The organism is Vibrio sp. JZG10, from assembly GCF_054064075.1.
Genome location: NZ_JBSUGE010000007.1, coordinates 124159 through 138474, shown reverse-complemented (window position 1 = coordinate 138474; position 14316 = coordinate 124159). Strand labels below are relative to the sequence as shown.

General features: G+C 43.9%; 11 protein-coding genes. 4 read left to right on the top strand and 7 right to left on the bottom strand.

From position 1 onward, the window contains the following. The first annotated feature begins 70 nt into the window (after positions 1-70). A complete protein-coding gene (locus ACWYVB_RS10420) occupies positions 71-844 on the top strand; it encodes an MlaA family lipoprotein (RefSeq protein ID WP_005394290.1) in 774 nt (257 codons plus the stop codon). A 75-nt stretch (positions 845-919) separates the two neighbouring features. Here the strand turns inward: ACWYVB_RS10420 and ACWYVB_RS10415 are convergent, their stop codons facing one another. The 4 genes from ACWYVB_RS10415 to ACWYVB_RS10400 all read right to left on the bottom strand — a co-directional run bounded on the left by ACWYVB_RS10415 (position 920) and on the right by ACWYVB_RS10400 (position 5414). After that, positions 920-2248 (bottom strand): outer membrane protein transport protein, encoded by a 1329-nt coding sequence (locus ACWYVB_RS10415; protein WP_256894492.1) that lies wholly within the window; start codon positions 2246-2248, stop codon positions 920-922. Between the two features lie 309 nt (positions 2249-2557). Next, positions 2558-3817 carry an outer membrane protein transport protein gene (locus ACWYVB_RS10410; RefSeq protein WP_104974918.1) on the bottom strand — a complete coding sequence of 420 codons (1260 nt, stop codon included), beginning with the start codon at positions 3815-3817 and terminating at the stop codon, positions 2558-2560. 297 nt (positions 3818-4114) lie between these two features. Further along, a complete protein-coding gene (locus tag ACWYVB_RS10405; RefSeq protein ID WP_005394287.1) occupies positions 4115-4846 on the bottom strand; it encodes a DUF3379 domain-containing protein in 732 nt (243 codons plus the stop codon). Then, a complete protein-coding gene (locus ACWYVB_RS10400) occupies positions 4839-5414 on the bottom strand; it encodes a sigma-70 family RNA polymerase sigma factor (RefSeq protein ID WP_029836529.1) in 576 nt (191 codons plus the stop codon). The genes ACWYVB_RS10405 and ACWYVB_RS10400 overlap by 8 nt, the downstream gene beginning before the upstream one ends. Positions 5415-6132: 718 nt before the next feature. On the opposite strand from ACWYVB_RS10400, the gene fadI reads away from it, so the two are divergent. Then, positions 6133-7440, top strand: a complete 1308-nt coding sequence (gene fadI, locus ACWYVB_RS10395; protein WP_005394284.1) for an acetyl-CoA C-acyltransferase FadI — start codon at positions 6133-6135, stop codon at positions 7438-7440. After that, positions 7440-9551: a fatty acid oxidation complex subunit alpha FadJ gene (gene fadJ, locus ACWYVB_RS10390; protein WP_395222182.1), complete on the top strand. Its 2112-nt coding sequence runs from the start codon at positions 7440-7442 to the stop codon at positions 9549-9551. The genes fadI and fadJ overlap by 1 nt, the downstream gene beginning before the upstream one ends. A gap of 63 nt (positions 9552-9614) precedes the next feature. On the opposite strand, the gene ACWYVB_RS10385 is transcribed toward fadJ, so the two are convergent. Then, positions 9615-9869 (bottom strand): hypothetical protein, encoded by a 255-nt coding sequence (locus tag ACWYVB_RS10385; RefSeq protein WP_046875551.1) that lies wholly within the window; start codon positions 9867-9869, stop codon positions 9615-9617. 168 nt (positions 9870-10037) lie between these two features. Then, positions 10038-12815, bottom strand: a complete 2778-nt coding sequence (locus tag ACWYVB_RS10380; protein WP_047010316.1) for an insulinase family protein — start codon at positions 12813-12815, stop codon at positions 10038-10040. Positions 12816-13190: 375 nt separating this feature from the next. On the opposite strand from ACWYVB_RS10380, the gene sixA reads away from it, so the two are divergent. After that, positions 13191-13655, top strand: coding sequence for a phosphohistidine phosphatase SixA (sixA, locus tag ACWYVB_RS10375; protein ID WP_005397904.1), 465 nt, complete (start codon positions 13191-13193; stop codon positions 13653-13655). Positions 13656-13752: 97 nt separating this feature from the next. Here sixA and smrB read toward each other — a convergent pair whose 3' ends face one another. Next, positions 13753-14283 carry an endonuclease SmrB gene (gene smrB, locus ACWYVB_RS10370; RefSeq protein WP_046875553.1) on the bottom strand — a complete coding sequence of 177 codons (531 nt, stop codon included), beginning with the start codon at positions 14281-14283 and terminating at the stop codon, positions 13753-13755. Positions 14284-14316: the final 33 nt, after the last annotated feature.

Here is a 14316-nt window from a genome sequence, read left to right as displayed (position 1 = left end):
TACTGCTCAACATACGTACAACGGTTCATTGGGTGACTTAGGTACATTAATAGTCGTTATGGAAAATAAAATGTATAACAAGGGTAAATCTACCTTCTTGTTACTGCTTGCAGTTGGACTGGTTGGCTGTTCAAGTGCGCCTGATGAAGCAGTAACAGGACAAGAAACAAATCAAACGACTTCTGATGTGTATGACCCGTTGGAAGGCTTTAACCGAACCATGTGGGAAATCAACTACGAATATTTAGATCCGTATTTGGTTCGTCCTGTATCACTTGCGTATGTGGAATACACGCCAGTTCCTATTCGTTCCGGTATCGCTAACTTCTTGTCGAACTTAGATGAGCCAGCCAGCATGGTTAATAACTTAGTCATGGGTAACGGCACGAAAGCCGTGGACCACTTTAACCGTTTTTGGATTAACTCGACGTTTGGTATTTTCGGTTTATTCGATATTGCAAGTGCCGCGGGTATTACGAAATATGACGAGAAAGCGTTCAGTGATGCAGTAGGCCACTATGGTGTTGGAAATGGCCCTTACTTCATGATTCCAGGTTATGGCCCGTATACCTTACGTGAAGTGACAGATACCGTAGATAGTACGTATTTACCCCTCTCTTACCTCAACTTCTGGGCGAGTTTGGGTAAGTGGGCGTTTGAAGGCATGGAGAAGCGTGCTTTATTAGTACCGCAAGAAGCACAGTTAGACTCGTCGCCGGATCCATATATTCTTACTCGCGATGTTTATATTCAGCGTCAAAACTTTAAAGCAGAAGTTGAAACGGTGGAAGAAGTTAACATCGAAGAAGAAGAGTATTTAGACGAATACCTAGAAGACTTTTAAGCGCTGTTCTTTACAATATACAAATAAAAAAAGGCTTAGCTGATGCTAAACCTTTTTTGTATTTTTGCTGTTTGGTTAGAAACGGTAGTTTGCTTGAACACCGATTAGCCAAACATTACCCGTAGTTTCGCCTACGAATTGGCCGCCGACTTGTTCTGCAGCGTCGTCTGACTTGTAACCACGAGACTCAACGATTGGTGCGTCTTTCGCGAAAATATAGGTGAAGCCAGCGTCTAGGCTGAAGTCTTTTGTCCAATCGTACGTTGCACCAATACTTAGCCAAGTACGGTCAGTTTCTGGAATAGTGATCGTACGGTTTTTGTCGCTTACCGCTGAAGTATCGTATGCAATACCAGTACGTAGCGCTAGCTTAGGATCAAGCTGGTAAGTGGCACCAACAGCAAAGCGGTAGTTATCTTCCCAGTTTTCTACTTTAACCATATGCGTGCCAGCGGTATCTAGGCGTGCTTCCAATTTCTCGAAAGAGCTCCAATCCGTCCAGTTAAAGCTTGCGTGTAACGCAAGTTGGTCTGTTACTTGGTGGAAGCTTGCCAACTCAGCCGTTGCAGGCAGGTTTAGGTACATGTAGCCGTTGTCACGTAGTTGTGGAAGCTCAGAAGTACCGAAGCCAAAACCTAGACCTTCAGCATGGCCTTCAAGCTTCAGTTCAACTTCAGATTTGTACGCGAAGCCGATACGGTTATTTTCATTGATCTGCCATGCAGTACCAACTTGCCAGCCCCAAGCGGTATCGTCACCTTCCATGTATTTTAGAGCGGTACCTTGAGGAACACTGATAGGATCGCCAGTTAAAGGGTGCTTTCCTACAACGTTATTCTTAGGAGCTGCTGCGCCAAAGCTGCCTTCGCCGATGATGTAACGGATACCACCACCAACGCTGATTGATTCATTGACTTTGTAAGCTGCGTTTAAGTTCGCTTCCATTGTCGTTACGCTTGCTTCGTTACCGAAGTGTGATGCACCAAAGCTTTTACCTAGATCGGTTTCCATGCCGTAGTTGGTGCCAAATGCCAAACCAATCGCGAATTTCTCATTGTATTGGTGTGATAGGTAGAAGTTTGGAATGATTGCATCATGTGCGAAATCATCTGAAGATGCAGAAGAAGTACTACCGTGGAAGTTTACATCACCTTCAATATCAATATTTGGGTTCACATAGATTGCACCAACGGACACTTGAGTGCCTTCCAAATAAGTTAGCATTGCTGGGTTACGCCATTGTGCACTTGCGTTGTCAGCCATTGCTGCTTCACCAGCATATGCTCGACCTAGGCCTGTTGCAGAATATTCAGCAAGTTGGAAACCTGCTGCGTTAGCCATGCCCGTTGTGCCAAGTAGGCTTAATGCCACTGCTGTTGATAGAAGAGTCTTGTTGGTTTTCATTCGAATGTTCGCTGATTTGTTTATAACGTGGGACGAAAGTTTAAAGGTAGAGTTTTTACTTTAGAAATGAAAATCCAGCACAAACAGTCATTTGGAATATTATGCTTTCAAGTGTTGTTTGGGTGGTTTAATAATCTAACTGTGAAGGGCTTGTAAATGGAATTCAGCGAACAGCTGTGCGTCCTAATTGTGAGATTTAGATACACGTGTTCACTCAAATTGAGTGGGCAATAAATCGCAGATATGAAAAAAGGCTGGAAATCCAGCCTTTTATATAAAGTATTTTTCTACTAACTAACAGCGAAGCGCTTAGAAGCTACGGCTGTATTGTAAGCCGAATAGAATTGCGTCAGCATGAGTTGTTGCTGTTACACCGGTAGAAAGACCAGGAACTAATTGAGTATTCTCATTAACTTTTACATCTTCACCTAACAAGTATGTGAAGCCAAAATCGATGTTTGAGCTATTATCAATATGGTAAGAGAAACCTGTTGAGAACCACTGGCGATCTGAATCTGGTACCGAGATAGACGTTACTTTATCTTGAGCGCTTGTGTCGTACATGTAACCAGCACGAAGTGTCCAGTTGTTGTTTAGGTAGTAAGTACCACCAATTGCGTAGTGCCAGCCATCTTGCCATTGATAGTCTTTCGAGTAACCACCTTTAAGTAAACCCTGATTTAGGTTCTCAAAATCAATTTGGTCGAAATCTTTCCAACCGATGTATTGGATGCTGTAGTGTACAGCAAACTTAGTGTCTTGGATTTTGTGGAAACCAGAAAACTCGGCCATATCTGGTAGAGGTAGCGTGATTTCCTGACCTTTGTCGTCTTTTGCTGTAAATTCAGGGCTGTAACGATACGCTAGACCAAAACGGTTGTTTTCATCTAGTTCGTACACAGTACCAACGTTGAAACCAACAGCCCAACCATCAGCTTTATCTACGTCCAGAATTTTTTGACCGCCAACCCGTGGGACTGAAGAGCTAGTTGTACGCTTCATTGTGCCTTGGCCGTAGATTAAATCTAAACCAGCACCAAAGCTCCATTGTTCGTTTAAACGGTAAGAACCCGCAAAGCCAAAGTTGAAGCTTTTTACATCCGTAAGACCACCGTACTCGGTTGCGGTATAGTTATCTGAAAATTCAGTTTTAGTGCCGAAATTAGAGTATGCGTTTACGCCCCATGCAAACTTGTCATTTACTGGAACGATTAGGTGAATGTTTGGAGCTATTGACGTATCACCCACATCATCAGTGTCAGCAACATTTACAGTACTGGAACCCAAAGGAGTATTAACGTTATATTTCGCATCTTTCACTTCAATCATTGAAGTAATGCTTTCGAAACCTAGCGAAAGTTCCATTTTATCAAATAGAGCCATTGCTGCTGGGTTACGAGCCATTACCGCGGCGTTATCTGCGATTACTGCATCACCAGCAAATGCACGGCCGATGCCAGTTGCTGATTGAGCGTTGATTTGGAAACCCGCTGCCATCGATTGACCTGAGGCAAAAGCTACCGTTACTGCTAGGAGAGTCTTTTTAAACAGACGCGTGTTCTGAGTCATTTGTTTTTCCTTATTAGATTCGTCTCTTTGGACGATAAATTGAGCTTTTGCTCAGTGGCGCAGATAGTAGTATCAATAGTTGCTTGGACAAATCCGACCATTGGATAAAATTGAATAAAAATTGCAGAAATGATGTCTAAAAGACGGGAAATTGCACTTAAAATGCATAATTTAGAGTTTAAGCTCTAAATGCTATAGCAAGGGTGAATGTTTTGTGTTCTATTTATACAAAAATGCCGCTAAATAAGATCATTTAGCGGCATTTAACCTTTTGAAGGCTGGCAATCGTCGAAGTTATTACATCGGTTTAATCATTGATGCAAGAGTCGTAGCGATAGCATCAATATTTTCACCTTCTTCTCCGACTAAAATCAAGCTTGAACTCCCGACGGGCTGAACGATTCCGGTCATGCCATCCTTATTAAAGTCGGTACTTTGTTCGCTAGGAATACCAGTAATAAATAACGTTACTTTACCTTTTGGACCTTGGAATACCATATGCACCGCATTGGATTCGCCAAAACCGCAGTGGTTTAGGTAGTAAACGTGATATGGAAAGCTTTCACTAAACTGGTAATGAAATGGCGACATTTTCGCATTAATTTGCGAGCTCGGTACATCCTCATCAAGATGACGAACAAAAGGTTCTTCATGAATAACGTGTTTCATCGCGGTATCAGCTAAACTGGCTTGTGCTGGAGAAACCAAAACATTTCCCCAGTTTACTTGACCAACTAATAATCCTGCGGTGAACGCAATAGAAGCGGCAAGTGCCATTGCTTTGCGCACAAAGTTTGGTCTGACGACCTTCTCTTCATCAAGTGCACTCGACGTCTGACTAAATAAAATCTTATCAGCGAGATCTTCAGGTACATCCACATTCATGGCTTGTTTAATTTTTACGTCGAGATCCAAAATGTCATCAACAAACTTATTGTTGGTGTCGCTACCAGCTAAAGCTTGCAGAATCTCTTCATCCTTTTGTTTTGGATCCGACAAAATACGACGACGAAATTCTAAATCATCCATTCTTTTGTCCTCTCTTAGTATCTTGAGAATCCAACATCTCTTTGAGTTGATTACGAGCGCGAAATAATCGAGTCATCACTGTATTTTTATTTAAATCAAGAATGTCGCCAATCTCTTCTCCGCTGAAACCACCGACAACTTGGAGAAATAAAGGTTCGCGGTATTCAACATCGAGTTTCATGATCTGTGCTTGCAGCCATTCTTGCTGATGATGTGGGTCATCGCTGACTTTAGCATCATTGCCATAATCATCGATATCAACTAAATCAAATTGTTTACGTTCGAAGCGGCGCGCATTTTCTCGTCTCAATATGGTGATGAGCCAAGACTTGGCTGCTTTTTCATCCTGGAGACTATCGAGTGACTTCCAAGCTCTAAGACAGGTTTCCTGAACTAGATCTTCCGCTATCGCTTTATCTTTGCACAACCAGTATGCGTAGCGATATAAGTCACGATGGTATCCTCGGACGAGCGCTTCGTATTTTCTTTGCTTGTCCATATCAGAGTTGACCGGACTGTTGGAATTTTTCTTTCCAAACATTTTTAATATGGCCACAGGAGCCTCCATCCTCGCTCTGTGAGTTTTTTATTTGTTCTGAGCATGACTTTACTTTTCAATAGCCTCGCGGTTTCGGTTGAGCGTGTGTCGTAGATAACCTCTGACACAATAAGCTATGTGGTTACTTAAAAGTGTATACGCAAATGCCAAATATCATCGAACATGAATTGGTAAAGATTGTTAACAATATCATCATTAGTAATCAATGGTTTGGATAAGTTCATTCGATGGGACATAAAAAGAGACTGCTAGCGGTGAATTTTTGAATAGGTTTGCATCGCTGAGCCTTTTAGATGTGCTTAAAGCTCGTAAAATCACTATAAAATTGATCTATTTCAAAATATCAAGCAGTGAAGGGGTTATAGTACATCTTGTCATCTCGTTAGTCATTGTGACTAACATGTTGAGCAAGATGACACTTCCTTTTGAAGGCTGACTTTACTTTCTCCTAATCAGGAAACTGATTAATTTTCAATTGGCGTAAGTTAATTGTTTTATAGATATTCCGACCACACAGTTATGTGTGGTTTTTTTTTGCTTCGATTTTACCTTCCATATACCTCTTACCGTTTTAACTCTCTATAGTTAATCATTATTAATCGCATAAGAATCAAAGAAGTAGAGTAATTGATCTACTTGCTTCACGTTTATTTAAACGCACGTTTGATAAATTTAACAAATTCATTACAATGCATCAGGTCAGACCTCTTGTATTTAAGGAGAAACAATGGGCAAGCAGGAAGTAAAAACACGCAATGGTGAGCGTGTCGCTATTGTCGCGGGGCTTCGAACTCCCTTTGCTCGTCAAAGCACGGAATTTAGCCAAGTGCCAGCGGTCGATTTAGGGAAAATGGTAGTAAGCGAAATGCTTGCTCGAACAGATATTGATCCGAAGTTAATCGAACAAGTGGTATTTGGACAAGTAGTACAAATGCCTGAAGCGCCAAACATCGCACGAGAAATTGTGTTAGGCACCGGTATGAACATCCATACTGATGCTTACAGTGTGACTCGTGCGTGTGCAACGAGTTTTCAAGCGGCGGTCAATGTCGCAGAAAGCATCATGGCGGGAACCATCGATATCGGTATTGCTGGTGGTGCAGACTCTTCTTCCGTCCTGCCTATTGGCGTATCTAAGAAACTGGCCGCTAATCTGCTTGCTCTAAGTAAGACAAAAACAATGGGTCAGAAGCTTAGCATCCTCAAAAACTTGAGCTTTAAAGACCTTATGCCAGTGCCTCCTGCAGTAGCCGAATACTCGACGGGCTTGTCGATGGGACAAACTGCGGAGCAAATGGCAAAGACGCATGGTATTTCTCGTGCAGAGCAGGATGCGCTTGCACATCGCTCTCATACGCTGGCTTCCCAAGCTTGGAAAGAAGGTAAGATCCAAGGTGAAGTGATGACGGCTTTTCCCGAACCATACAAAAAATGGATTTCGGAAGACAACAATGTCCGTCACGACTCAACCGTAGAAGGGTACGCGAAACTTCGACCTGCCTTTGATCGCCAGTATGGCAGTGTTACGGCAGCTAACAGTACGCCACTGACTGATGGTGGTGCGGCAGTGATGTTGATGCGCGAAGGTAAAGCGAAAGAGCTTGGCATGGAGATTCTTGGCTACATCCGCGGCTACGCATTTTCAGCGATTGGTGTGGAAAAGGACATGCTGATGGGACCGACTTATGCCACTGCGAAAGTGCTAGAAAATACAGGCTTGGAACTGTCTGATCTGACGTTGATCGACATGCACGAAGCGTTTGCTGCGCAAGCATTGGCGAATGTGAAGATGTTTGCTTCAGATAAGTTTGCTCAAGAAAATCTAGGTCGTTCGAAAGCGATCGGTGAAATCGACATGGATAAGTTCAACGTGCTTGGCGGATCAATTGCTTATGGTCACCCATTTGCTGCGACTGGTGCACGTATGATGACGCAAACCCTACGTGAACTGAAACGCCGTGGTGGCGGTATTGCATTGAATACCGCATGTGCAGCTGGCGGTCTTGGTGCAGCAATGATTCTGGAGGTTGAGTAATGAGCGAGCAAAAAGCATTTAGTCTAAAAGTTGATGAGCAGAATATTGCTTGGTTAGCGATTGACGTACCTAATGAAAAAATGAATACGCTACAGGCGGCTTTTGCTGATGAAATGAAAGAAATCTTTGCTCAGCTAAAAGACGCCAGTGGCATCAAAGGGATGATCATTCATTCCCTAAAACCGGACAACTTTGTCGCGGGGGCCGATGTTCGCATGCTAGAAGCGTGCACGACCGCAAGTGAAGCAGAAGCATTAGCGAGGCAAGGTCAAGAGCTATTCCAGCAGCTATCGGACTTACCATATCCTGTGGTTGCCGCTATTCACGGTCCATGTTTGGGCGGTGGCTTAGAGCTTGCTCTTGCATGTGATTATCGTGTTTGTACGGATTCAGATAAAACGCGTTTAGGCCTGCCAGAAGTACAACTTGGTTTATTGCCAGGTTCTGGTGGTACTCAGCGTCTGCCACGTTTGATTGGCCTGTTACCGTCGTTGGACTTGATCCTGACGGGTAAACAACTTCGTGCGAAGAAAGCTAAAAAACTGGGCGTTGTGGACGCCTGTGTCCCTGACACCATTTTGCTCGACGTAGCCAAACAGTTTATCGACAAAGGTAAAAACAAGGGTACGAAAAAGCTATCGATGAAAGAAAAAGTGATGTCGGGTAGCGGGTTAGGGCGCAAGTTTGTGTTTGAACAGGCAGCGAAGAAAACCAATCAGAAAACCCGTGGTAACTATCCTGCAACGGTCGCGATTTTAGACGTTATTCAGCATGGTTTAGAGAAAGGTTTCGCCCAAGGACAAGAGCTTGAAGCGAAACGCTTCGGTGAGCTTGTGATGAGCTCTGAATCAAAAGCGCTCCGTTCTATCTTCTTTGCGACAACTGAAATGAAGAAAGAAAATGGTACGGATGCGAAACCCGCGCCAGTTCATAAAGTTGGCGTGCTTGGCGGTGGCTTGATGGGCGCAGGAATCAGCCATGTGTCTGTTGCAAAAGCGAAGGTGCCTGTCCGCATCAAAGACGTCAGCAACGATGGCGTTCTAAACGCACTCAACTATAACTACAAGTTATTCGAGAAACAGCGTAAACGTCGCATTCTATCAAAAGCCGATCTGCAAGCGAAAATGTTGCAACTGTCTGGCGGTGTCGACTTTACCAGCTTTAATCATATTGATGTCGTAATTGAAGCCGTTTTTGAAGACTTAGATCTTAAACAAAAAATGGTGGCGGATATTGAAGCGAATGCCAAGCCGGAAACCATCTTTGCGACTAATACTTCTTCGTTACCAATCCACAAAATTGCAGAAAAAGCGGAGCGTCCAGAAAACGTAGTGGGTTTGCATTACTTCAGCCCGGTAGAAAAAATGCCGTTGGTGGAAGTGATTCCGCATGAAACAACATCAGATGAAACCATTTCAACAGTCGTTGCACTTGCTAAAAAGCAAGGTAAAACCCCGATCGTAGTGAAAGACAAAGCGGGCTTTTACGTGAACCGCATTCTTGCGCCATACATGAACGAAGCGGCGCATATTCTGCTGGCTAACGAACCGATCGAAAAGATTGATACGGCGTTGCTTGATTTTGGTTTCCCTGTCGGCCCGATTACCTTACTGGATGAAGTCGGTGTCGACATTGGCGCGAAGATCATGCCGATTCTAGTCAACGAGTTAGGTGAGCGATTCAAAGGCCCGGACGTGTTCGATATCTTATTGAATGACGGTCGCAAAGGACGTAAGAGCGGGAAAGGTTTCTACACTTACAAAGGTAAGAAGAAAGAAGTCGATAAATCTATCTACAAGCTGCTTAAGCTCGACCCTGAATCTAAGTTGAGTGATAACGATATTGCGTTGCGCTGTGTACTACCAATGCTGAATGAAGCGGTACGTTGTTTGGATGACGGCATTATTCGCTCGCCACGTGATGGTGATATTGGTGCAATATTTGGCATTGGTTTCCCTCCATTCTTGGGCGGTCCATTCCGTTATATGGATCAGTTTGGCATTAAAGAACTGGTTGAGAAAATGAATGAGTTTGCATCGAAGTACGGCGATCGTTACGCACCGTGTGATGGTTTGCTTACTCGAGCTGGAGAGGGAACCACATTCTATTAAGCGTTGCTTCGGTAAAGAAAAAAGGCTTGCCAGTGGCAAGCCTTTTTCATAAATAAGAAATAGTTACTTCTTCTTGTCTTTTTTATCTTTATTGTGGCCTTTACCTGGGTTGTCGTCCCCGTGAACGCTGCTGTTGCCTTTGTTGTCTTTATCTTTCCACTGTTTTGAAGAGCAATCATCTGATTTGATGGAAACATTGTCTCCGCTTAGGCGGACACAGTCGTTACTTAGCTCAAAGCCATCACCTTTCACCGAGATTTCAGCGTGTGCAGATGCCAGTGGCAGTATAATAGCAGCAAGTAGTAGTGCTTTTTTCATGATTACCTCATTAATTTATTTTTAGTGTGGTAATTAGAGCATAAGCCGCAATGGCGTAATTTCAATTTTCTGCCAATTATGGTGTCGATTCTATTTATGAGATCCACAACCTCATTGGTTTGTGGGTATATACTTACTAATCGATAATTTTATTACTGCGCAATTAGATCATCCTAAGCCGCAATCTTTTGGCCTAAGTTGGAACTCTTCAATCGATCCAATTTCTTGCCCTAAGTGGATGCGCGGAGCGTCCGAATGCGATTGCCCTTGAGAGTGCATGACCAATCGGTTTGCCGTGCGAGGTTTCAACTCATTAACGACAAAGCGAATCATGTCTGCTCGGGTCAATTTCTTCAGTTCAGCAAGTACCTTGTCACGTTGGTTAAACTCGGTGTCTTTGTTTCCTATTGCAACCCAAAGACGCTGAGCACGACCTCGCAGTGTGGTGTCCGGCGTCGCTATTTGATTCCACAAGCCGCGCTTACTGCTATGCCATTGGTAATCGTTCAGTTCTAACAGCACCATATAAAAGGCATTTAAGAACTCATCGATTGACGTAACCAGCTCGGCAGGCGCTGCATTGGGTGACTGCACATAAAGCACAATACCCGGATGACGGTTAAGTGGCATATTGCCAGTGCCCACCATGTAACCTAATTGCTGTTTTGTGCGGATCTCGTGGAAAAATGTTGCCGACATGAGATGGTTCGCCAATGAGTATAGAGCAATGCTACGAGGCTCAATATCCTCACACTGGTGGTAAATAACGACCGCCGAATCTTGCTGGTTGCAATGTACTTCACGTTGAAAACTGCCGTTTTTTCCCAGCATGATGAGTGGGCGGAGCGCCTCTTCATAACGCTGCTCTTTTACTCTTAGGGCATCCTTTAAGGTCGTCGCCATGTCATGCGCTTGTTGACGCTGCCAATCTCCGTAAACAAACATTTCAACGTGCAGCTCTGCAAGAATTGATTCTACGAATACTGAGAGTTCATCGACTTCGATTTCTTCTAGCGCTTCGACTAAGGTTGCGAAAGGCGGGTTATTGGGTTGAAGTAGCCCTGTAAGTGCGTTAAACAGCTGCGAAATAGGACGATCTTGTGAAGCATTTCTCCAGTTACGTAACAGTTGCTGCTTGATGGTTTCAAAGCGTGCAGGGCTGAAATCTCGAGAAGCAAAACGGTGCAGGATCATTTCCAACAATTGAGGCAGTTTTTGGCTGAACCCTGAGAGGGTTAAGGTAACCCCGCCTTGGTGAGCGTACATGTTGTAACCCATCCCTGCGATTTCAGCTTGATAGGTTTCTTTTGCTAGCGAGTCGAGGAACATCTCGACACATAGGCGAGTTTTGACAATGTTCTTCGGTGATGCAACAGCATGAGAGCTGTCGATAGCGACATATACAACGCCTTTTGGCACGCGAAATTCATCGTCTTGTAAATGCCAAAGTCGGAAGCCTTCGAGATCTTCAATTAACTCTGGTAGTGAACCACCATTTTCGAACGGCATGGGATCGAGATCGTAGCAAATATAAGGGTTCTTTTCTGGTAAGACGAACTGCCAGCTTGGATCGATTTGTTGATAGAAGCGGCGTTGTTCATCACTAAAAGGCGTGACGGAATACGGAGTAAAGTACCATTCGGCAGTACGGTTGTATTCCAGTCCTTTTGCAATCAGGGTTACGCGGACATTATCGATGGTTAAGTATTGCAGCAACGAACGCTGCAGTTGTTCATCATAGCCCGCCATTTTGTAGTCGCCATAAATGGTATCGTCTGGCTGATAATGCTGCATATTGATAACAAGATGGCTAACCAAATCCATTGGTCGAGATGGTTCCTGGAAACGAAACGCCGACTCAAGCACCGCTTGTTTTTCGAGATAGCGCCATTCATCTAGGCCGTCTTGTTTGATCATCGAGAGGTATTGAAAAACCGCTTGGATGATGTCGTCAACGTGGTTGAGACCCTGTGGGGTCAGTGTGCAGCTAACCGTAAAATCTCGATAGTTGCTACCACTTGCGCCGCCTCCCGCAGAAAGCGACGTAATCCAGCCCTCATTTTTTAGCTGGAGCATTAAGCTGCCTTCGCCTTCATAGCCGAGTAAATGCGCGAAGTAAGAGAGTGGTTTAACGCCGTAGTGCTTATCCATTCCCGGCATTGGGAAGGTGAGAATGAGTTTTCGAAATTCTTTGATTGGTTCAACTTGAACTAAAATCCCGGTACTTTCTTTGGTGCTAATGGGGACATCAATCGATTTTCCACGAAGGTGGTGGTTTGGGATATTGGCAAACATGGCTTCTACCCACGCTTGCTGAGCATCGAGCGACTGCGGCCCAAAGAGCGTCAACGTCATGAGATCGGCAGAGTATTGAGAGTGGTGAAACTCGACAATTTCGTCGCGGATGGATTTACCATCTCGGTCACCTAATGTATCTAGGTTGCCGACTGAGAACTTAGAGAAAGGGTGATCTGGATTGATGACTTCTTTGTTGACTTGATACAGGCGGCGAGAATCGTCATTAAGTTTGAGTTTGTATTCGGAGTCGACAGCCTGGCGTTCTTTGTCTAAAGCTTCTTCGTTAAACAATGGTGCGGTAAAAAATTGGCTAAATCGATCTAAGGCATTTTCAAAGGCATTCGGAGTAACATCAAAAAAGAAACAAGTGTGCTCAGTACCCGTCCAAGCGTTATTTGTTCCTCCATGCTGGCTAATATAACTTTGAAACTCGCCCACTTTAGGGTATTTTTCCGTACCCAAAAAAAGCATATGTTCTAAATAGTGTGCCAGACCTTGGCGATCGTTTGGGTCGTCGAAGTGTCCAACGTTCACTGCTAGAGCAGCTGCTGACTGTTGAGCTGTCTCGGAATGAATCAGCAGTACACGCAGATCATTGCTCAGGGTAATGTAGCGGTATTGATTTGAATCGTTAGGACTTAGATGCACGATGCGTCTCCAGATTTCGCATTACAGTAATTATGAACCCCTAGCTAGGGGGCGCAAAGTTTGCGTTTCGACAAATACTGCTTGCCGTATTTTTGTTATTCGTAGACTTCTGCACAGGCCCATCGCGTTTGCGTATGGGGAAGAACTGTTTGAATGAATGCTCTGAACTCATAGCACAGTTAAATACTGTGATGAACTGAGTACATTCTTTTTAATAGATTGTTAAGAAAGTCGCTATCTTTAGCAAGCGAATTGGTATAATGAACAGATAATTATATCAGTATTTTTGTTTCGTCATTATTAAAGTTAGCCCCGTCTATCTAATAAAGATAGCAGTCAACCTTTTGGTAGCGTTAGCTATCCCTAGGAAATAACATGAAAATATTCATCATGCGTCACGGCGAAGCCGAGCATTTTGCAGATTCAGACGCAGCACGACAATTGACCCCAAGAGGCAGAGTCGAATCAGAAGCGGTTGCGAGAGCCTGTAAAGAACAAGGTTTTGCGCAATTCGATAAAGTGTTGGTGAGTCCGTACATTAGAGCTCAACAAACTTGGCAAGAGATCAGCGAGTATTTTGCTGCAAAAAGCATCGAAACTTGTGAAGATATTACACCTTACGGCCAATCTGAGCATGTATTTGATTTTGCAAGTGCATTGATTGAAGTGGAAAAACTAGACTCGCTTCTGCTTGTCTCTCACTTGCCTTTGGTTGGCTATCTCACTTCAGAGTTTGTAAAAGACATGGCACCACCGATGTTCCCTACATCAGGTCTAGTGTGTATTGAATACGATCTACAAACGCAAAACGGTGAAGTGCTGTGGCATATTACGCCATAAGCGTCGAAACCAAATAAGCATTTAAACATTAGATATAGAATGAAGAAAGGCAGGAAATTTCCTGCCTTTTTGTTTAATTGCTTCTACAGTGAGCTAGTTACTTTTCTGGAATCGAGAGCAAAACTAACAACGCACCATCACCGCCGAATTCTAGTGGCGCTTGGTGGAAAGCCATTACGTCTGGGTGTTGTGCTAACCAAAGTGGCGCTTTCTGTTTCAGGATGTGTTTACCAATGCCATGTTGCACACACGCACAGTGAATCTCGTTTTTGACGCAGTAGGCGATCATCGCACCAAGTTCGCGTTTAGCTTCTTGTTGTGTCATGCCGTGCATATCGAGGAATACGTCCGGTACATACACGCCGCGACGCAGACGTTTAACTTCATAAGTGGAGACGTCGTCACGTGCATAACGAGTTGGGCCATCTTCATTTAAGAGAGGGACAAACTCGTCGGAGAAGTAAAACTCAGAATCACTCGCTTCACGGTTGGAGCGCTTGATTTCTTTTTGCTTAGTATTTTTTTTTGGTTGCTGGATTATGGTATCCTGTCGCAACTTTTTTACGCCCTGTACTGCTTCCTGAAACAAGGCGAAATCGTCATCGTGTTCGGTGTCTTTTTTGCTCATTAGGTAAACAATTTCATTAATAAACTTTTATTG

Bases quoted from the DNA above. Each gene is read 5' to 3' on its own strand.
- ACWYVB_RS10420 (WP_005394290.1), top strand. From the start codon at position 71: ATGTATAACAAGGGTAAATCTACCTTCTTGTTACTGCTTGCAGTTGGA.
- ACWYVB_RS10385 (WP_046875551.1), bottom strand. From the start codon at position 9,869: ATGAAAAAAGCACTACTACTTGCTGCTATTATACTGCCACTGGCATCT.
- fadI (WP_005394284.1), top strand. From the start codon at position 6,133: ATGGGCAAGCAGGAAGTAAAAACACGCAATGGTGAGCGTGTCGCTATT.
- ACWYVB_RS10405 (WP_005394287.1), bottom strand. From the start codon at position 4,846: ATGGATGATTTAGAATTTCGTCGTCGTATTTTGTCGGATCCAAAACAA.
- ACWYVB_RS10415 (WP_256894492.1), bottom strand. From the start codon at position 2,248: ATGAAAACCAACAAGACTCTTCTATCAACAGCAGTGGCATTAAGCCTA.
- sixA (WP_005397904.1), top strand. From the start codon at position 13,191: ATGAAAATATTCATCATGCGTCACGGCGAAGCCGAGCATTTTGCAGAT.
- ACWYVB_RS10400 (WP_029836529.1), bottom strand. From the start codon at position 5,414: ATGGAGGCTCCTGTGGCCATATTAAAAATGTTTGGAAAGAAAAATTCC.
- smrB (WP_046875553.1), bottom strand. From the start codon at position 14,283: ATGAGCAAAAAAGACACCGAACACGATGACGATTTCGCCTTGTTTCAG.
- ACWYVB_RS10410 (WP_104974918.1), bottom strand. From the start codon at position 3,817: ATGACTCAGAACACGCGTCTGTTTAAAAAGACTCTCCTAGCAGTAACG.
- fadJ (WP_395222182.1), top strand. From the start codon at position 7,440: ATGAGCGAGCAAAAAGCATTTAGTCTAAAAGTTGATGAGCAGAATATT.